This is a genomic window from Ruegeria sp. ANG-R, from assembly GCF_000813985.1.
In the GTDB taxonomy this organism is placed as follows: domain Bacteria; phylum Pseudomonadota; class Alphaproteobacteria; order Rhodobacterales; family Rhodobacteraceae; genus Ruegeria.
Genome location: NZ_JWLJ01000001.1, coordinates 1,622,038 through 1,640,185 on the forward strand (window position 1 = coordinate 1,622,038; position 18,148 = coordinate 1,640,185).

General features: G+C 58.1%; 18 protein-coding genes and 2 tRNA genes. 13 read left to right on the forward strand and 7 right to left on the reverse strand.

All coding sequences use genetic code 11. From position 1 onward, the window contains the following. Positions 1–504 (reverse strand): division/cell wall cluster transcriptional repressor MraZ, encoded by a 504-nt coding sequence (gene mraZ, locus RA27_RS08080; protein ID WP_082025038.1) that lies wholly within the window; start codon positions 502–504, stop codon positions 1–3. A 900-nt stretch (positions 505–1,404) separates the two neighbouring features. Between mraZ and RA27_RS08085 the strand changes: the two genes are divergently transcribed. Further along, positions 1,405–1,629: a DUF1127 domain-containing protein gene (locus tag RA27_RS08085; RefSeq protein WP_039537189.1), complete on the forward strand. Its 225-nt coding sequence runs from the start codon at positions 1,405–1,407 to the stop codon at positions 1,627–1,629. 407 nt (positions 1,630–2,036) lie between these two features. Here the strand turns inward: RA27_RS08085 and RA27_RS08090 are convergent, their stop codons facing one another. Then, positions 2,037–4,673 carry a UvrD-helicase domain-containing protein gene (locus tag RA27_RS08090; protein ID WP_039536539.1) on the reverse strand — a complete coding sequence of 879 codons (2,637 nt, stop codon included), beginning with the start codon at positions 4,671–4,673 and terminating at the stop codon, positions 2,037–2,039. A 167-nt stretch (positions 4,674–4,840) separates the two neighbouring features. Here RA27_RS08090 and RA27_RS08095 point away from each other — a divergent pair, with 167 nt between their 5' ends. From RA27_RS08095 to RA27_RS08105, 3 genes are all read left to right on the forward strand, one after another. Next, positions 4,841–6,637 (forward strand): diguanylate cyclase, encoded by a 1,797-nt coding sequence (locus RA27_RS08095; protein ID WP_082025039.1) that lies wholly within the window; start codon positions 4,841–4,843, stop codon positions 6,635–6,637. A gap of 458 nt (positions 6,638–7,095) precedes the next feature. Then, a complete protein-coding gene (locus tag RA27_RS08100; RefSeq protein ID WP_039536541.1) occupies positions 7,096–10,533 on the forward strand; it encodes a pyruvate carboxylase in 3,438 nt (1,145 codons plus the stop codon). Between the two features lie 77 nt (positions 10,534–10,610). Then, a complete protein-coding gene (locus RA27_RS08105; RefSeq protein WP_082025040.1) occupies positions 10,611–10,994 on the forward strand; it encodes an MAPEG family protein in 384 nt (127 codons plus the stop codon). A 15-nt stretch (positions 10,995–11,009) separates the two neighbouring features. Here RA27_RS08105 and RA27_RS24375 read toward each other — a convergent pair whose 3' ends face one another. After that, complete coding sequence (locus RA27_RS24375; RefSeq protein WP_193746479.1) at positions 11,010–11,162, reverse strand: hypothetical protein; 153 nt, start codon at positions 11,160–11,162, stop codon at positions 11,010–11,012. Between the two features lie 149 nt (positions 11,163–11,311). Here RA27_RS24375 and RA27_RS08110 point away from each other — a divergent pair. The 3 genes from RA27_RS08110 (at position 11,312) to RA27_RS08120 (ending at position 12,447) form a co-directional block, all read left to right on the forward strand. Then, positions 11,312–11,386, forward strand: a tRNA-Gly gene (locus RA27_RS08110). 34 nt (positions 11,387–11,420) lie between these two features. After that, a tRNA-Gly gene (locus RA27_RS08115) sits at positions 11,421–11,495 on the forward strand. 85 nt (positions 11,496–11,580) lie between these two features. Continuing rightward, positions 11,581–12,447: a GNAT family N-acetyltransferase gene (locus RA27_RS08120; protein WP_039537199.1), complete on the forward strand. Its 867-nt coding sequence runs from the start codon at positions 11,581–11,583 to the stop codon at positions 12,445–12,447. Here RA27_RS08120 and RA27_RS08125 read toward each other — a convergent pair. Then, positions 12,444–12,683 (reverse strand): Lrp/AsnC ligand binding domain-containing protein, encoded by a 240-nt coding sequence (locus RA27_RS08125; RefSeq protein WP_039537202.1) that lies wholly within the window; start codon positions 12,681–12,683, stop codon positions 12,444–12,446. The two genes, RA27_RS08120 and RA27_RS08125, sit on opposite strands and share 4 nt — an antisense overlap. A gap of 155 nt (positions 12,684–12,838) precedes the next feature. Between RA27_RS08125 and hisB the strand changes: the two genes are divergently transcribed. Both hisB and hisH read left to right on the forward strand, forming a co-directional pair. After that, complete coding sequence (hisB, locus tag RA27_RS08130) at positions 12,839–13,426, forward strand: imidazoleglycerol-phosphate dehydratase HisB (RefSeq protein ID WP_039536543.1); 588 nt, start codon at positions 12,839–12,841, stop codon at positions 13,424–13,426. Beyond that, positions 13,427–14,065, forward strand: coding sequence for an imidazole glycerol phosphate synthase subunit HisH (hisH, locus tag RA27_RS08135; protein ID WP_039536545.1), 639 nt, complete (start codon positions 13,427–13,429; stop codon positions 14,063–14,065). 4 nt (positions 14,066–14,069) lie between these two features. Here hisH and RA27_RS08140 read toward each other — a convergent pair whose 3' ends face one another. Further along, positions 14,070–14,471 (reverse strand): DUF2147 domain-containing protein, encoded by a 402-nt coding sequence (locus RA27_RS08140; RefSeq protein WP_039536546.1) that lies wholly within the window; start codon positions 14,469–14,471, stop codon positions 14,070–14,072. Positions 14,472–14,605: 134 nt separating this feature from the next. On the opposite strand from RA27_RS08140, the gene hisA reads away from it, so the two are divergent. Further along, on the forward strand, positions 14,606–15,325 hold the full coding sequence (gene hisA / locus RA27_RS08145) for a 1-(5-phosphoribosyl)-5-[(5-phosphoribosylamino)methylideneamino]imidazole-4-carboxamide isomerase (RefSeq protein ID WP_039536548.1): 720 nt from the start codon (positions 14,606–14,608) through the stop codon (positions 15,323–15,325). Between the two features lies 1 nt (position 15,326). On the opposite strand, the gene RA27_RS08150 is transcribed toward hisA, so the two are convergent. Continuing rightward, on the reverse strand, positions 15,327–15,773 hold the full coding sequence (locus RA27_RS08150) for a DUF302 domain-containing protein (RefSeq protein ID WP_039537203.1): 447 nt from the start codon (positions 15,771–15,773) through the stop codon (positions 15,327–15,329). A gap of 120 nt (positions 15,774–15,893) precedes the next feature. Between RA27_RS08150 and hisF the strand changes: the two genes are divergently transcribed. From hisF to RA27_RS08165, 3 genes are all read left to right on the forward strand, one after another. Then, positions 15,894–16,655: an imidazole glycerol phosphate synthase subunit HisF gene (gene hisF / locus RA27_RS08155; protein ID WP_039536549.1), complete on the forward strand. Its 762-nt coding sequence runs from the start codon at positions 15,894–15,896 to the stop codon at positions 16,653–16,655. Further along, positions 16,652–16,969 (forward strand): phosphoribosyl-ATP diphosphatase, encoded by a 318-nt coding sequence (locus tag RA27_RS08160; RefSeq protein WP_039536551.1) that lies wholly within the window; start codon positions 16,652–16,654, stop codon positions 16,967–16,969. Before hisF ends, RA27_RS08160 begins: the two co-directional genes overlap by 4 nt. A 73-nt stretch (positions 16,970–17,042) precedes the next feature. Further along, positions 17,043–17,609: a hypothetical protein gene (locus RA27_RS08165; protein WP_039536552.1), complete on the forward strand. Its 567-nt coding sequence runs from the start codon at positions 17,043–17,045 to the stop codon at positions 17,607–17,609. A gap of 94 nt (positions 17,610–17,703) precedes the next feature. Here RA27_RS08165 and RA27_RS08170 read toward each other — a convergent pair whose 3' ends face one another. Then, complete coding sequence (locus RA27_RS08170; protein ID WP_039536553.1) at positions 17,704–18,105, reverse strand: nuclear transport factor 2 family protein; 402 nt, start codon at positions 18,103–18,105, stop codon at positions 17,704–17,706. Positions 18,106–18,148 lie beyond the last annotated feature (43 nt).

The following is an 18,148-nucleotide window of genomic DNA, read 5'->3' on the forward strand; positions in this document are numbered from 1 at the left end:
TCACCCATCCCCGATGCCGTCGAGATACTGCATAGGATCGAAATCCTCTGGCAGATCGTCCAGCCATTCCTCGGTCGTGGCCAGTTCTTCGGCCTCGTATGTCTCGGGTTTCCAGATCTGGAAAGTGTCACCCGCGGCGATAAAGAAAGCCTCTTTCTCAAGATCGATCTTGTTACGCAACTTGGCAGGCAGAACCAGTCGGCCGGTTTCATCCACATTGGTCGGAAAAGATTGCCCGTGGAATAAGCGCTGCAACATACGGCGCTGCATCGAGCCACGCGGCAGCGCGTCGATCTTGGCGTCCACCTCGTCGATCGCTTCCATCGTATAGCACTCAAGGTATTTGCGGCGGTGGTCGCCATAGACAATCACCAGTTCAGGATTGTCACCGGGCTGCCAGTTGGGATCGGACGCTTCAAGCACACGGCGAAACGAGGCCGGGATCGAGACCCTGCCCTTCGTGTCCACCTTATGGTGGCTTTCACCTCTAAACCTGCGCGCCAAGACGACTGTCCCTTTCGCTTGCGCCCCACCTCAAAATTCACGTTCCCCCGGATGAAAAACGGCGGGTTGATCTGCTGCCACTGATCAACCCGCCGCATTGACCCGCTGTGCGGGATGTCCAGCTGCGCGCGCCACCTGGGGGGATGTCTGCTCGCCCGCGCGCCGGATCTGTTGAGTGATGAAAGCGAGATGCCTGTATGAAACCTGTTTTTGTATTTTTGGTTCGGGGTCGTTTGGCGCCCCTTAACTGTCCTCGCCCTCATCGGGTACACAAGGGATGCCATGGGAATTCATGGAAATCAATAGAATTTTTTTCCAAAAAGATCGCTGTACCCATCGAGGCAAGGACGGATCAATCAAATTCAAGAAGAAAAGCCCTACAAATTGATCCAATTGTAAAACAATACACCATATATATGCAAAATAGAGCCAAAGAACTTCTTCCCACGATTTCCCATTAATTTTTCATACCGGCAGCAAATTCACGAGAATACCCAACAGAACCCAGCCACAAAGGACGAATCACAGATGCATGACAGGCCATTCCCACGCCTGACCCATACTTTCCCATATCATCGCTGTGTCACCGACCGGAGCAGAGACAAGAGATGCTCCCTCCTACTGAAAACCGACGAAACATGCCCAAACAAACGCCAGTCCCGCCTAAGGTATAGGCACCCTTAATCAAAGCCTCAAAACGGCCAAACCCCATCCGCACGCGAAAACCTATATTTTCAAGGCAATTATTAGGGCTGGCCGGAATATCCCGACAATCCATGCGCTTGCTGCATAGCAGCATTGACGACGCGAAGTATTGTGCAATCGCAGCATTTGCCTATTTTCACCGTCAAGCAAGCGCCGAACGATGTCGGTAGCAACAAGAACAAACGGATGACGAAGATGGCAGTCGCAAGCACACAAACCGCGCTGAAAGGCGCCCCGGCGTTTGGTATCGCCGCACTGGTTGAAACCGTGAAAACCCGTTTCATACGGTATCGCCTGTACCGTCAGACGGTTAACGAACTGTCGGCCCTGTCGGATCGCGAACTCGCCGATCTGGGTCTGCACCGCTCGATGATCCGCAGACTGGCCCAGCAGGCCACGGAAGACCAGATCGCGCAATAAACGCGCACGAAACATCGAGATCAGGTCCGTCCTCCTCCCTTTCGGACCTGTATTTCCGCGGCAACGTCCTTCCTCCTCCCTGACGTTGCCGCACCCTATACCGGCCCTGACCGCCGGAACCTGATACATCGGGGCTCTCCTCCTCCCTGCCTCGATGTTGAAAGCGCGCGGCGACGTCCTCCTCCTCCCTGACGTCGCCGCGTCTTCCTCATACCGGGATCAGACCCGGGTTCGGATACATCGAGGCCTTCCTCCTCCCTGCCTTGATGTAGAAAAGAACGGCGGTTCCCCTTCCTCCCCCCTGGGAACCGCCGTTTTTCTTTGACCAAACCAAAAAAGGGCGCGAACGCCCCCTGCTTCACCTGGCCTTAAATATCCCGGAGCGCGAGGCAGAGCCTCGCAAAAACTCAGAACGGCACGTCGTCCTTTGCGGTCAGAAAGCGCGAGACCACTTTCTTCACCCCCGCCTTGTCGAAGTCGACTTCGACCTTGTCGCCCTCAATCCCCGTCACCGCGCCGTAACCGAATTTCTGATGAAATACCCGCTCACCCACCGTGAAGCTGGCCACAGCGGTCGCATCAATCACCGTATTCCGGCTTTCTTTGGGTTGAGACATCCCGTATTGCCCCTGCCGCGCCTGCATCCGTTTCCAGCCCGGAGAATTATAAACATTCGCCTCGGCCGCGCGGGTTTCAATGCCAGTGGTCTGCTGACTACCACCATATAGCCCCGACGCCGTCAGCACCTCGACATGATCCTCGGGCAGTTCATCAATGAACCGCGACGGCATCGAATTCTGCCACTGCCCGAACACCCGCCGGTTGGCGGCAAAGGAAATGGTACAGACTTCTTCCGCCCGCGTGATGCCCACATAAGCCAGCCGCCGCTCCTCTTCGAGGCCCTTGATCCCCTGCTCGTCCATCGACCGCTGCGAGGGGAACAGCCCGTCCTCCCACCCCGGCAGGAACACGGCGGGAAACTCCAGCCCCTTGGCCGCGTGCAGGGTCATGATCGAGACCTTGGCCCCGTCGCCGTCCTGCTCATTGTCCATGACGAGGCTGACATGTTCCAAAAACCCCTGCAGGTTCTCGAAATTATCCAGCTGGTTGACCAGTTCCTTGAGGTTTTCCAGTCGCCCCGGCGCTTCGGGCGTCTTTTCGTTCTGCCAGTGTGCGGTATAGCCGGATTCATCCAGCACGATCTGCGCCAGTTCGATATGCGTATGCTCGGGTTCGCCGTAGCGGATCGGCGAGACACCGTCATCGATCACCGTATCGTCATCCACCTCGATCCGAGGCCCTCGCGTCATCGCGTTCCATCGCGCCAGCCCGTCGACCAACTCACGCAGCGCCTTGCCGCCCTTGCCCTTGATCAGACCATTCCGAACCGCGATCCGCGCACCCTCAATCAGAGACACCCCGTGTTCACGCGCGGTCACCTGAATCGTCTGCTGTGCCTTGTCGCCGAGGCCGCGCTTGGGCGTGTTCACGATCCGCTCGAACGCCAGATCATCCTCGGGGCTGACCACCAGCCGGAAATAGGCCATGGCATCGCGAATCTCCATTCGCTCATAGAACCGAGGGCCACCAATCACCTTATAAGGCAGTCCGATGGTCAGAAACCGATCCTCAAACGCGCGCATCTGGTGCGAGGCGCGGACGAGGATGGCGATTTCGTTGAGATCGAATCTTTGGAAAGGAGCTTCCAAGGAAAGCCCCTCTTGTTGCCTCATTGTTAACTCCCAGACGAGGTCTTGGTTACTTTCTTCCGCCCAAAAGCCCTCTTCCGCAAAGTAGCTCTTGTGCTCCTTCAAATGATCAAGAACTTGCTCTCTACTATTAAGCTCTCGTAGTGCGCCCAATTCGTCGAGACGCTCCACCTCTTTCATCATTTGTTCTGATCGAGAGTTTTGCCTTCGTTTAGCGAAAGGTGAACTACCGTTGGCAAGGTCCTCGATCTTCTCTCCAATCCAGCGAGCTTCCTCCTCACCATCCCAATGACCGATCAGGCTGACCTTTTCTCCACTCGTTGCAGCCGTCCAAAGCTCTTTGCCCAGTCGGCTCTCATTGCCACGAATGACATTGGACGCAGCCGCCAGAATATGTTGAGTCGAGCGATAGTTCTGCTCCAGCTTTACGACCTCTGCCCCAGGGAAATCCTTCTCAAATCGCAGAATGTTTCCGACCTCAGCCCCACGCCAACCGTATATCGACTGATCGTCATCTCCTACGCAACAAATGTTCTTGTGCCCTCCGGCTAGCAGGCGCAGCCAGAGATACTGAGCGACGTTGGCATCCTGATACTCATCGACGAGGATGTACCGGAACCAGCGCTGGTATTGCTCCAACACGTCCGGGTGCGTCTGGAAAATCGTGACCATGTGCAGCAAAAGATCGCCGAAATCCGCTGCATTCAATTCACGCAGACGATTTTGGTACTGGGCGTAGAGCTCAATACCTCGGTTATTAAAGGCTCCGGCGTCCGCAGCGGGAACCTTGTCCGGTGTCAGTGCTCGATTCTTCCAATCATCGATGATTCCTGCCAGATGGCGCGGCGGCCAACGCTTCTCATCGATATTGTTGGCCTTAAGCAACTGCTTAAGCAAACGTAGCTGGTCGTCGGCATCCAGAATTGTGAAGTTCGATTTTAGATTGACCAGTTCCGCATGACGACGCAACAACTTTGCACTGAGGGAGTGGAAAGTGCCCATCCATCTGATCGGGTGATCCAGTTCAAATGGGGTCTTCGCCAATCTTTCTGCCATCTCACGCGCAGCTTTATTGGTGAAAGTCACCGCAAGTATCTGATGCGGAGATGCGTGATTATGTTTGATGAGCTGCGCCAATCGCGCCATCAGAGTTTTTGTTTTCCCCGTCCCTGCACCCGCAAGAATCAAAACCGGCCCAGTGATCTGTTTAGCGGCTTTCTCTTGCGCCGAGTTCAAGTCACTCAAATGACGGTCATCCGGTGGTGACCTGCGAACCATCGCCCGCGCCGACAGCGATGCGCCTTCGAAGGCGTCCATTTCGTCAAAACTGCTCATGACTTCAAACTACGCCGGATGGGCGCTAAGGGAAAGGGGTGTTCACGGCTTGTTCGCAGAGGATTTGTCGCGCGGTCCGCTCAATTCTAAACAAACGTCTCGGCGCCATTAACCCCCTGTCAAACCTTGCCAATGATGCTGACGCAAGAGCTGTGGGAGCACGGGATATGAAACAGAGTGACAATGTGGGCCGGACGTCAGGCCTGAAGATCGCAGGCATCTCGCTAATGCTCGTGGCACTGACAGCGCTGGCGGGTTGGGGAATTTACGCGATCCCGGCCCCGGTGGTCGACCGGATGCTGGAATCGGATTTGCGACACCGCGCGGCGCAGTTGAATCAGCAGGTCGCGTCCCATCTGCACGATGTCGAGGCGACCTTCAAACACGGCATTCTGGACGATCACGATCAGGAATTTCTGGAGCTTCTGCCCGAAACTTCGGACATTTACCGCTTTAAACTGTTCGACAGCGAGGGCCGTGTTTTTTGGTCAACACGCGCCGCAGATATCGGATCAGTCAACGCGAAACCCTATTTCTCCGAAATCCTCGCCGCTGGCGGCTCGTACTACAAACACGAGGAAAAACCGATTTCCGAAGTCAGCGGGCTGAATCACGAGGTGATGGCGGGCTCGGGCAAGAAGACCTGTCATGTGGCTGAGATTTACACGCCGGTCATCAAGGACGGACAGTTTCTGGGCGCGATCGAGTTCTATACCGACATCACGCCTCAGAGAGATTTGTTCATTACGCGCGTCCGATGGTCTCTGGCCGTTTTGTGCGGCGTGGCCCTGCTGGCGCTGACGGCGGTGATTCTGGTGATCTACCGCGCGAATCGCACGCAGGTGCGCGACCTGCGCATTCGCGCGGCCAAGGAACGAGAACTGATGGACGATCAGTTGCGGCTGGCGCGCGAAGTCCGCTTGTTGGGTGAGTTGAATGAATGGCTGCAATCCAGCCGATCTTTGGACGAATTGTTCGACATGGTGTCGCGCTTTATGACCCATATCCTGCCCGAAGCCGAGGGGAGCGTGTATGTCTATTCCAACTCGCGCGATGTTCTGGACGGGTGCGCCAGTTGGAACGGCGGATCGCACAAGGCGCATATCCACCCCGAGGGCTGCTGGGGCCTGAGGCGCGGGCGGACATATGAATTTGGTGCATCAGAGATCGATTTTGTCTGCGAACATGCCGAACCGCATGACGGACGGCCGTATTTCTGCTTTCCAATTCTTGCCCATGGCGAAACCGTTGGCCTGCTGCATCTGCGCGCTCATGAGGGCAGTGGAGAGGCGTTTCATGACAGCAAAAAACTGGCGCAGCTATGTGCGGAACAGATCAGCATGGCGATTGCCAACGTGCGAATGCGTGATCAGCTACATGACCAATCGGTGCGTGATCCGCTGACAGGGTTGTTCAATCGCCGCCATATGACCGAGACGTTGCGCAAATCCATCGGTCGGAGCCAGCAGACCGGTGCCCCGTTGAGTCTGATCGCGGTGGACGTGGATCATTTCAAAAAGTTCAACGACACCCATGGGCATGACGCCGGGGACATGGTGCTCCGCGCAGTTGGATCAGCCTTGGAACAGGGATGTGACCGGGATGAAATCGCCTGCCGAATTGGAGGTGAGGAATTCATGCTGATCTTGCCGGACAACACTCCGGACGACGCCATGACCCGAGCCGAGCAGATACGGCAGGCGGTTGAGGCAGTCTCGGTCCGGTATGGTGAGAAATCTCTGCCGCGCATCACCATCTCGGTCGGGGTAGCGCACTATCCAGCGCATGGTGTGATGCCTCAGGACCTGATGCGTGCAGCGGATGACGCGCTATATGCCGCCAAGGACAAGGGGCGAAATCAGGTACAGGTGGCGCGATCCGGGACAATCGTCGAACCTACGGCTAACAAGGGTCGTGAGAACGCGCAAACAGCTCAGCCCGCGCCCAAGTGCTCAGCAGCCTGATCGCGACCGGGGAAACCGCACCGGATTTGATCCGCATCGCATTCCTCACGGCATAAGGCATACGTTAGGTTTGCGGTCTTGATGGTCAATTGATGCGATCCCTGCAGGCCCCGATTCGTTTGACGGGGCGTGCGGTCTTCAAGTCGCTCATGGAATGCCCGGCGCTGACCGGTTCCATCCGAGATTCATATCAGCGATGTCAGTGCAGTGGTATATTCCAGGCGATTTTTTTGCGACTGTTCCTCAGGATGGCTCTGAATCCTGCAACATCCGAAACAGATCATTTGTGCCAACAAAAATACAACATTTGATGCTGCGGCGCAGCATGTGTAAAAGAAAAGCGCCAAAAGGCGGCGTTTGCGAGCGATAACATGCCGGTTCTACCCAGAACTACAGATGTACGTGGCCGTATTGTCCGCCTAATCACTAGGCCACACCTATAAAGACCGGGACCTGCCATGACTGACTTCAACAAGATCCTCATCGCCAATCGCGGCGAGATTGCCATACGCGTGATGCGTGCAGCCAACGAGATGGGCAAACGCACCGTCGCGGTCTTCGCCGAGGAAGATAAGTTGGGCCTGCACCGGTTCAAGGCGGACGAGGCCTATCGCATCGGCGCGGATCTGGGCCCGGTCGCCGCCTACCTGTCGATCGATGAGATTATTCGTGTGGCCAAGGAATGCGGCGCCGACGCGATCCACCCGGGCTATGGCCTGTTGTCCGAGAACCCGGATTTCGTGGATGCCTGTGTTCAGAACGGGATCACCTTCATCGGCCCCAAGGCCGAGACCATGCGTGCGCTTGGTGACAAGGCCAGTGCGCGGAAGGTTGCGATTGCCGCCGACGTGCCGGTCATCCCCGCAACCGAAGTCCTGGGCGACGACATGGAGGCCATCAAGGCCGAAGCAGCCGAGATCGGATACCCGCTGATGCTGAAAGCCAGCTGGGGCGGCGGCGGACGCGGGATGCGCCCGATTCTGTCCGAGGATGAGTTGGAGGAAAAGGTGCTGGAAGGCCGCCGCGAGGCCGAGGCCGCCTTTGGCAATGGCGAGGGGTATCTGGAAAAGATGATCACCCGCGCCCGCCATGTCGAGGTGCAGATTCTGGGCGACAAACATGGCGAGATTTATCACCTCTATGAACGCGACTGTTCGGTTCAGCGCCGGAACCAAAAGGTCGTGGAACGCGCCCCTGCCCCTTACCTGACCGATGAACAGCGGGCCGAAATCTGTGAGCTGGGCCGCCGCATCTGCGCCCACGTGAACTATGAATGCGCGGGCACCGTCGAATTCCTGATGGATATGAACACCGGCAAATTCTACTTCATCGAAGTGAACCCACGCGTTCAGGTAGAGCACACCGTCACCGAAGAAGTCACCGGCATCGATATCGTGCAGGCTCAGATCCTGATCGCCGAAGGCAAGACACTGGCCGAGGCCACCGGCAAAGCCAACCAGGATGATATCCGCCTGAACGGCCATGCGCTGCAAACGCGCGTTACTACAGAAGACCCGCTGAACAACTTCATCCCGGATTATGGCCGTATCACCGCCTATCGCTCGGCCACGGGCATGGGTATCCGTCTGGATGGCGGCACCGCCTATGCGGGCGGTGTGATCACGCGCTACTACGACTCGCTGTTGACCAAGGTGACTGCCTGGGCACCGACCCCTGAAAAGGCCATTGCCCGAATGGACCGGGCGCTGCGCGAATTCCGTGTACGTGGTGTCTCGACCAACATCGCCTTTGTCGAAAACCTGCTGAAGCACCCGACGTTCCTGTCGAATGAATACACCACCAAGTTCATTGACGAGACGCCCGACCTGTTCCTGTTCAAGAAGCGCCGCGACCGGGGCACCAAGGTTCTGAACTATATCGCAGACATCACCGTGAACGGGCACCCCGAAACCAAAGACCGCCCGACGCCGCGCCCCGACCTGAAAGAGGCACGCCCGCCCGCGCCGAAAGCTGATCCTCAGATGGGCACCCGCAACCTGCTGGAGCAAAAAGGCCCGCAGGCGGTGGCCGACTGGATGAAGGCACAGCGCCAGCTGCTGATCACCGACACCACCATGCGTGACGGGCACCAGTCGCTGCTGGCGACGCGGATGCGTTCGATCGACATGATCAAGGTAGCGCCAACCTATGCGGCCAACTTGCCGCAACTGTTTAGCGTTGAATGCTGGGGCGGCGCAACCTTCGACGTGGCCTATCGCTTCCTGCAGGAATGCCCGTGGCAGCGCCTGCGTGATCTGCGCGAGGCGATGCCGAACCTGATGACACAGATGCTGCTGCGCGGTGCGAACGGAGTTGGTTACACCAACTATCCCGACAACGTTGTGCAGGAGTTCGTGCGACAAGCTGCGCAGAACATCGATGTATTCCGCGTGTTCGACTCGCTCAACTGGGTTGAGAACATGCGTGTCGCCATGGATGCCGTCGTTGAAAACGGCAAAATCTGTGAAGGAACCGTGTGTTATACCGGCGATATCCTCGACCCGGATCGTGCCAAGTACGACCTGAAGTACTATGTCGGCATGGCGAAAGAACTGCGCGACGCGGGCGCGCATGTTTTGGGCCTGAAAGACATGGCCGGCCTGCTGAAACCAAGCTCGGCCCGGGTTCTGATCCGCGCGCTGAAAGAAGAGGTTGGGCTGCCGATCCACTTCCACACCCACGACACGGCTGGTATCGCCAGCGCCACCATTCTGGCAGCCTCCGAGGCCGGCGTGGATGCGGTGGATTGCGCGATGGATGCGTTCTCGGGCAACACATCTCAGGCGACGCTGGGCACCGTGGTCGAGGCCCTGCGTCATACCGAGCGTGATACCGGGCTGGACATCAAGGCCATCCGCGAGATCAGCGATTATTTTGAGGCGGTGCGCGGCCAGTATGCGGCGTTTGAATCCGGGCTGCAGGCCCCCGCGTCCGAGGTTTATCTGCACGAAATGCCAGGCGGCCAGTTCACCAACCTCAAGGCGCAGGCGCGCAGCCTGGGGTTGGAAGAGCGCTGGCACGAGGTTGCCCAGATGTATGCCGACGTAAACCAGATGTTCGGCGATATAGTGAAGGTGACGCCCTCATCGAAGGTTGTTGGCGATATGGCTCTGATGATGGTCAGCCAAAACCTGACCCGGGCTGACGTGGAAAACCCCTCGACCGACGTGGCGTTTCCGGATTCGGTCATTGATATGATGCGCGGCAATCTTGGTCAGCCTCCGGGAGGGTTCCCGGATACGATCATCAACAAAGCCCTGAAAGGTGAAACACCAAACACCGAACGCCCCGGAAAGCATGTCGAAGCGGTTGATCTGGAAGCCGCCCGTGCCGATCTGTCAAAGCAGCTGGACGGCAAGGAAATCGATGATGAGGATCTGAACGGGTATCTGATGTACCCCAAGGTCTTCCTGGACTACATGGGGCGACACCGCAGCTATGGCCCGGTCCGCGCGCTGCCCACACGGACCTTCTTCTACGGCATGGAGCCCGGCGAAGAGATCACTGCCGAGATCGACCCTGGCAAAACACTGGAAATCCGGTGTCAGGCGATCGGTGAAACCGACGAGAATGGCGAGGTACGCGTCTTCTTTGAACTCAACGGCCAACCGCGCGTGGTCCGGGTGCCTAACCGTCTGGTCAAAGCAACAACCGCGCAGCGCCCCAAGGCCGAGATTGGCAACGCCAATCACATCGGTGCGCCGATGCCCGGTGTCGTTGCAACCATCGCCGTCTCCGCCGGTCAGGAGATCAAAGAGGGCGATCTGCTGCTGACCATCGAGGCCATGAAGATGGAAACCGGCATCCATGCCGAACGTGACGCGGTGGTCAAGGCTGTCCACGTCCAGCCCGGTGGCCAGATTGACGCCAAGGACCTGCTGGTCGAGCTGGAATAAGCCGGATATCAATCTAGGATAAACAGGGCCGCGCGGATCTCTGCGCGGCCTTTTTCATTTCCAAGCGGAGACCTCGGATGCTGACCATTACCCCTATCTACGCTGCGCTGATCGCATTTTTATTCGTTGCGCTCAGTGTGAACGTGATCCTGCAACGTCGGAGGGGTAAGATCTCGGTCGGGGATCACGGGGACAAGGCCATGATCAAGGCGATGCGGACGCAGGCGAACTGCGCGGAATATGCACCCTTTGCGCTGTTGCTGATCGCAATGACGGAACTGCAGGGCGCAGGCGGATGGCTTGTGAACCTGCTGGGGCTGATGCTGCTCGCAGGCCGGGTGTTGCACGCGTATGGTTTTGGCAAGACGCCGCAAACCATCATCCTACGACAAATCGGAATGGGTCTGACCTTCGTCGCGATTCTGGTCGCGGCCATCGCATGTCTTGTTCTCGCAGTTTGACCCAACTGCGAGAGATTATCCCAGTACCTGATGCAACCCCGCCCGATCGGCAGTTGCAAGATGAGGGCTGACACGCTCATCCTGGCCATCCTCGAATTTCGACACCACAATCGCCAGGATGATCATTAGGCCCAGGACCATGGCCTTGATATCTGAGACTCCGATCATTGTTTCACCGCCCTATTCAAGTTGTTTGCGTTCTAATTGCTGTTGAACGCTTCAGGCTCGGGTTTCCGTCGAAAGAAATTTGCCGACGGCCCGCATTTTCCTCTTGCAGCCCTGCGTGGGAGTTTATACATCCCTCCTCACTCAACGGCGCGGGCGTAGCTCAGGGGTAGAGCATAACCTTGCCAAGGTTAGGGTCGGGCGTTCGAATCGCCTCGCCCGCTCCATTGAGAGGTCTTCGGACCAACATATGTATCTGATGCGGGCGTAGCTCAGGGGTAGAGCATAACCTTGCCAAGGTTAGGGTCGGGCGTTCGAATCGCCTCGCCCGCTCCAGATACCAAACTTTCCGAACATGCTGGTCCTGTCGAATGCTTTGCGCCATTGTGGCCATGATTTCACTCATGCACGGAATTCGCCCATGTCGGACTATGTCATTCGCCCCCTCACCGCTGCCGAGGTCCAGCACGCCGTGGATTGGGCCGGGCGCGAAGGATGGAACCCGGGAGTACATGATGCCGAATGCTTTCGCCCGACCGATCCGGACGGATTTCTGGGCGGGTTTCTGGGCGGCGAGATGATCGCATCCGTATCAGCGGTGAACTACGACGACGCGTTCTCGTTCCTGGGTTTCTACATCGTAAAGCCCGAATTTCGCCACCACGGCCATGGTCTAGAGATCGCCCAACAGGCAATAGCGCATTGCGAAGGGCGCAATATGGGTTTGGATGGCGTGGTCGAGCAACAGGACAATTACCGCAAGTCCGGCTTTACCTTTGCCTATAACAACTATCGCTTTGCCGGAACAAAGCGCCGGATGCTGAAAAAGCTGGAACACGGGCGCGACGATCAGATCACCGATCTGGCTCGCGCTTCCGACGAGTTGAAGTCCTATGACCGCAAACTGTTTCCTGCACCACGCGATTTGTTTCTGGAAAGCTGGCTGAGCGCCTACAGCCATGTGTCTAAAGTCTATACCGAGAATGGCAGGGTCAGGGGCTACGCAACCCTGCGCCCCTGCCTCACGGGGTATAAGGTTGGCCCTTTGTTTGCAGATACGACCGATATCGCGCAAGCTTTGCTGGGCGCGATACTGACCGCAATCCCCGAAGACCACAACGAGCACGAAGTGTTCGTCGATATGCCCCAGCCCAACCGGTCGGCCTTTGCGCTGGCCGACGAACTTGGACTGGACAAGGTCTTTGAAACGGCGCGGATGTATTCAGATCACGAACCGGACATCGATCTGGATCGCATCTTTGGCGTTACGACGTTTGAACTGGGCTAAAAAGCCTTGAACGTCATTGTGGTCAGCGAGCGTTCGATGTCGGGAATCACCAGCAGGTTTTCGTTTATGAAATGACCCACATCCTCGGTCTGAGGGATGTAGAGTTTCAGCAGCAGGTCGTATTCGCCGCTGGTGGAATACAGTTCCGAGTGGATTTCGCGCAGGGCAATATCTTCGGCCACCTTGTAAGTGGTGCCGGGTTTGCAACGGATCTGGATGAAAACGCAGGTGGACATGGGCCGGGCCTTGTTGGTTCGTGTTGCCCGCAGGCTGGCACGGGCCGCCTCCGGGCGCAATCCCCTGCAACAGTTTGCATCGATAGCTTCAAGCAGTCTGGATATGCCTGCCTTTCCGCGTCTATAAGCGCCCCTGTAGCAAAAGGAATTCGCCCATGCGCAGCGCAAAGATCAGCCGTCAGACCGCCGAGACCGAAATCTCGGTCGAGGTCAATCTGGACGGCACCGGCAGTTATGACAACCAGACCGGCGTTGGCTTCTTTGACCATATGCTGGACCAACTGGCGCGCCACTCGTTGATCGACATGACGATCCGTGCCAGCGGGGATTACCATATCGACGACCACCATACTGTCGAGGATACCGGCATTGCTCTGGGTCAGGCGCTGACGCAGGCGTTGGGCGACAAAAAAGGTATTCGCCGGTACGGAGAATGCCATCTGCCCATGGATGATGCGCAGGTGCGCTGTGCGCTGGACCTGTCGGGCCGTCCGTTTCTGATCTGGAACGTCGAGCTGCCGACCGCAAAGATCGGCTCATTCGACACCGAGTTGGTGCGCGAGTTTTTTCAGGCGCTGGCCACCCATGGCGGGATCACCCTGCATATCGACCAGTTGCATGGTTTCAACAGCCACCACATTGCCGAGGCCGCCTTCAAAGCGGTCGCCCGTGCTTTGCGCGATGCGGTCGAGACCGATCCGCGCAAGGCGGACGCGATTCCGTCGACCAAGGGCGCGCTGTAGATGCTGACCGCCATCATCGACTACGAGAGCGGCAATCTGCACTCGGCGGAGAAAGCGTTCCAACGCATGGCGCGCGAGCTGGACGCGGGCGAAGTCGTCGTGACCTCGGATGCTGACGTTGTGGCGCGCGCAGATCGGCTTGTGCTGCCGGGTGATGGCGCCTTCCCGGCCTGCGCAACCGAATTGCGAGGCCACAAGGGCATCTATGACGCAATGGTAGAGGCGGTCGAGCACAAGGCCCGCCCGTTTTTGGGCATCTGCGTCGGAATGCAACTGATGGCGACCAAAGGCCACGAATACAGCGAAACCGATGGGCTGAGCTGGGTGGCCGGAGATGTCGTGAAGATCGAGCCGTCGGACAGCGCGCTCAAGGTGCCCCATATGGGCTGGAACGATCTGGTTCTGGAAAGCGACCACCCGGTCTTTAACGGCGTGAAATCAGGCGATCACACCTATTTCGTCCACTCCTACCACTTCCGGGTGACCAATCCGGCGCAACGATTGGCGTATGTGGATTATGGGCAAGAGGTCACGGCCGTGATTGGCCGCGACACCATGGTTGGGATGCAGTTCCACCCCGAAAAAAGCCAGGACGTCGGCCTGCGCATGATCGGGAACTTCCTCACCTGGACCCCGTGACGGGTTATTGAACTCGGGTCCAATCCTGCCCGCGACAGATCAATCCGCCCGCAACGCAGCCCTTCACGGTCAGTTTGTTCTGCCCATTCAGGGACATCTTCGAGTTGTAGGTCTTATCGCGGTCCGGAGCCCAGATTTTGCCGCCGCTATAAGCGCCACCACCATCTGGCACCATGTCCCAGATGATCTGCTTGCCGAGGTTTTCGTATTCCAACTGCTGATTGCCATCGGCATCGAACGCGCTGTCGATGGTGCCACAGACGGCGCTGCCGCATTCGGAAATCGACACATGCAGATAGCCGCCTGTATCCCCCGGAGCGGTTTTCCACAGACCATCCACCGGATCGGCAGCAAAGGCAGTCGTGGCCATCGCAGCGAAAACTGCTGCTAGAGTATATGTCTTCATGGTTGTCTCCCTGTCTTTCCGGTCAGTCTGACCTGACGCCGGGCACCGGGCAAGATTGACTTTGCGTCGCGTTGCGCCCCTGCCCCGCCTGTGCGATATCCCGCGCGTGTAACAGAGATATAGGGCCGCCCGACATGATCCTCTACCCCGCCATCGACCTCAAAGACGGCAATGCTGTGCGCCTGCTGCGCGGTGAAATGGACAAGGCAACGGTCTTTAACGAAGACCCGGCGGCGCAGGCGCGCGCTTTTGTCGAAGCGGGTTGTGAATGGCTGCATCTGGTCGACCTGAACGGCGCCTTCGCCGGAGAGCCCGTCAACGCCGCCCCCGTCGAGGCGATTCTGAAAGCCTGCGACGTGCCCGCGCAGCTGGGTGGTGGTATTCGCGACATGGCAACAATCGAGACATGGATCGAAAAGGGGCTGGCCCGCGTCATTCTGGGCACCGTTGCGGTCGAAGATCCGGATCTGGTGCGCGAAGCGGCCAAAGCCTTTCCCGGCAAGGTCGCCGTCGGCATCGACGCCCGTAATGGCATGGTCGCCACCAAGGGCTGGGCCGAAGAGACCAACGTGCAGGTCACCGATCTGGCCCGCAGCTTCGAGGACGCAGGCGTCGCCGCGATCATCTACACCGACATCAACCGGGATGGTGCGATGCAGGGCCCGAATATCGAAGCCACGGCAGCCCTTGCGCAGGCGGTTTCCATTCCGGTGATTGCCTCGGGCGGCGTCAGTTCGCTGGACGACCTGATCGCCCTGCGCGATTGTGGTGTCGAATTGAACGGCGCGATCTCTGGCCGCGCGCTCTATGATGGCGCGATTGACCTGAAAGAGGCCATTCGCGCCCTGAACTGAGTTACTGAGCTGCGGCAGCAGTCAACTTCGCCAAAGCACCGCGCATCTTTTCGATGACGGGGGATTTCTCGACCTCGTCAAGCTCATCCATCGTCTCTTTCGGATCTTCATAAGCCAGCCAGACCCGCCCGTTCGCATCCTCGTAGGCCTGTACCTTCAGCGGCAGGAACAGCCCGGCACGAGGGTCGATCTGCATTGCGGGCGTGCCCAGAGCCGGGTTGCCAAAGATCAGCACCTGATTGGGCGGGATGGGCGTACCGACCTTTTCGGCCCCCGCCGCGTGGTCCACACGTGCAAAAACCGTCGCGCCCGCGTTGCCCACAGCGGCTTCGAGTGCATCCAGTGCCTCGGCTACGGATTTGTCGGTTTCCACCTTGATGATATCGTCAGCCATGGCGGACAGGGTGCCTCCGAAAGTTAGTATTGAAGCCAGCAGAAGATGTCGCATGTCAGAATTCCTTTTCGCGAATTTCATCCCTAATTTCCATGGCTTCGCGACAGATAACAATCACAAGTCTGGCATCGGCGGGGCTTTGCCGGTAGAGGTGCCCCGAGCAAAGGAAAACCCATGCTGAAAACCCGCATCATTCCCTGTCTGGATGTCGCCGATGGCCGCGTCGTCAAAGGCGTGAACTTCGTCGGCCTGCGCGATGCCGGTGACCCGGTGGAATCGGCCAAGGCCTACGATGCCGCCGGAGCGGATGAAATCTGTTTTCTGGACATCCACGCCACACACGAAAATCGCGGCACCATGTTCGATGTGGTGCGACGCACCGCCGAGCAGTGCTTTGTCCCTCTGACCGTTGGCGGAGGTGTTCGCACCAAGGATGACGTGCGGGCGCTGCTGCTGGCGGGGGCTGACAAGGTCAGCTTCAACTCGGCTGCAGTGGCGAACCCGGATGTGATCGCCGAGGCTTCGGACCAGTTCGGTAGCCAGTGCATCGTCTGCGCCATCGACGCCAAGACGGTCAGCCCCGGCAAGTGGGAGATTTTCACCCATGGCGGGCGCAGACCCACCGGAATCGACGCGGTTGAATTCGCTGAAACCGTCGTCGCCAGGGGCGCGGGCGAAATCCTGCTGACCTCAATGGACCGCGACGGGACCAAGGCCGGGTTCAACCTGGCTCTGACCCGTGCAATAAGTGACGCGGTTGACGTACCGGTGATTGCCTCTGGCGGTGTTGGCAATCTGGATCATCTGGTCGAGGGCGTGACCGAAGGCAAAGCAAGCGCGGTGCTGGCGGCCTCAATCTTCCATTTCGGCGAGTACACGATTCGCGAGGCCAAGGAACACATGGCTGCCGCAGGAATTCCGATGAGGCTGACATGAGTATTCTGCACGATCTGGCCACAACCATTGAGGCCCGCAAAGGGACCGACCCGGAAAGCGGTTGGACTGCCAAGCTGCTGTCCAGGGGCCCTGAAAAATGTGCCGAGAAATTCGGCGAAGAGGCGATTGAAGCGGTTATCGAAGCCGTCAAGGGCGACAGGGCAAAACTGACCTCTGAGGCCGCTGATGTGCTGTATCATCTGCTGGTCATGCTGGCAGCGCGCGACGTTGCACTGGAGGATGTGCTGGCCGAGCTGGCCCGCCGTCAGGGCACCAGCGGGCTCGCGGAAAAGGCAGCACGACCGAAGGACTAGCCGCCCGACTTCCGTGCGCTGACACCACCCGCTATACTCCGGGTTCGGGTGCATTAAGGCGAAGGGCACAGGCATGATCAGAGCTTTGGTGTTTGCAGCAGCGCTTGCCGCCCTTACCGCCTGCGCCACGCCACCCCCATCCTCGGGGGATGAGGTGCAACGTCTGGCGGCGGAAATCCAAAGTCTCGGGTCGGATATCGACCCTGAGGAAGCCAATCGCGCCGCCCGCATCACTTACGCCTATACAGCGCAGTTGGTTACGGAATATCAGATCACCGACCCACCCCTGATCCACAATGCCAAGGTCAACAAGGGCCTGCGTCCGCGCGGCCTGTGCTGGCACTGGGCCGAGGATATCGAACGGCGTCTGGACCAGGAGCAGTTCAAAACGCTTGAAATGCACCGCGCCATTGCCAACGCGGACAACCCGTTCCGCATCGATCACAGCACCGCCATCATCAGCCGCAAGGGCGAGAGCATGTATGAGGGCGTCGTGCTGGACCCGTGGCGCTATGGCGGAGTGTTATATTGGGCTCCTTTGCTTGAGGACACGCGCTATGATTGGGTCCCGCGCGAGGCAGTACTGGAGAAACGTCGCAAGGAACAGGTGGCGAAACTGACACCGCGCGTTGACGGCTGATCTGGTGCCTCTCAACATCCCGTTCTGGCCGGATAAAGACGTCAGAGCGTATCGAAACCGGGCCTACTCGGTCAAACTGCATCGGAACAAATGCTCAGATGTGTTCCCCTGCAACTTGCCGCTCGTAGTCGGCGCTGTCATACCAGCCCAGCGACTTAACGACTTTTAGATCGTCGTCCAGATCCCATTCTTCCCACCCCGAAAAACGCACTTGATTTCCAGTCTCTTTGTGGTGCCCATCAAATGTCCACGCATAGATCATGTGGTGATCGGCAACGAGCACTGAATCCAGAGTCAAAACAAGATCGGGAAAGTCGGCCATGAACCCTGCCGCCATGCTGCCAATATCCGACGGCCCCGTCAGTGGGGCGCCCCCGTTCATGATCATGACTGCATTTTCGGCATATCGGGATGCAACAAGGTCGGGCGCCCGGCCCGTCCATGCAGCACAATGATCTTTTGCTAAGCTTCGGGCAGTCTCGCGGTCTGGCGTCATGAGCTATCCTTGAAAAACCCTAGAAAAATAGGCTTCTGGATTC

Bases quoted from the DNA above. Each gene is read 5' to 3' on its own strand.
- RA27_RS08085 (WP_039537189.1), top strand. From the start codon at position 1,405: ATGGCAGTCGCAAGCACACAAACCGCGCTGAAAGGCGCCCCGGCGTTT.
- RA27_RS08090 (WP_039536539.1), bottom strand. From the start codon at position 4,673: ATGAGCAGTTTTGACGAAATGGACGCCTTCGAAGGCGCATCGCTGTCG.
- RA27_RS08095 (WP_082025039.1), top strand. From the start codon at position 4,841: ATGAAACAGAGTGACAATGTGGGCCGGACGTCAGGCCTGAAGATCGCA.
- RA27_RS08100 (WP_039536541.1), top strand. From the start codon at position 7,096: ATGACTGACTTCAACAAGATCCTCATCGCCAATCGCGGCGAGATTGCC.
- RA27_RS08105 (WP_082025040.1), top strand. From the start codon at position 10,611: ATGCTGACCATTACCCCTATCTACGCTGCGCTGATCGCATTTTTATTC.
- RA27_RS24375 (WP_193746479.1), bottom strand. From the start codon at position 11,162: ATGATCGGAGTCTCAGATATCAAGGCCATGGTCCTGGGCCTAATGATC.
- RA27_RS08120 (WP_039537199.1), top strand. From the start codon at position 11,581: ATGTCGGACTATGTCATTCGCCCCCTCACCGCTGCCGAGGTCCAGCAC.
- RA27_RS08125 (WP_039537202.1), bottom strand. From the start codon at position 12,683: ATGTCCACCTGCGTTTTCATCCAGATCCGTTGCAAACCCGGCACCACT.
- hisB (WP_039536543.1), top strand. From the start codon at position 12,839: ATGCGCAGCGCAAAGATCAGCCGTCAGACCGCCGAGACCGAAATCTCG.
- hisH (WP_039536545.1), top strand. From the start codon at position 13,427: ATGCTGACCGCCATCATCGACTACGAGAGCGGCAATCTGCACTCGGCG.
- RA27_RS08140 (WP_039536546.1), bottom strand. From the start codon at position 14,471: ATGAAGACATATACTCTAGCAGCAGTTTTCGCTGCGATGGCCACGACT.
- hisA (WP_039536548.1), top strand. From the start codon at position 14,606: ATGATCCTCTACCCCGCCATCGACCTCAAAGACGGCAATGCTGTGCGC.
- RA27_RS08150 (WP_039537203.1), bottom strand. From the start codon at position 15,773: ATGCGACATCTTCTGCTGGCTTCAATACTAACTTTCGGAGGCACCCTG.
- hisF (WP_039536549.1), top strand. From the start codon at position 15,894: ATGCTGAAAACCCGCATCATTCCCTGTCTGGATGTCGCCGATGGCCGC.
- RA27_RS08160 (WP_039536551.1), top strand. From the start codon at position 16,652: ATGAGTATTCTGCACGATCTGGCCACAACCATTGAGGCCCGCAAAGGG.
- RA27_RS08165 (WP_039536552.1), top strand. From the start codon at position 17,043: ATGATCAGAGCTTTGGTGTTTGCAGCAGCGCTTGCCGCCCTTACCGCC.
- RA27_RS08170 (WP_039536553.1), bottom strand. From the start codon at position 18,105: ATGACGCCAGACCGCGAGACTGCCCGAAGCTTAGCAAAAGATCATTGT.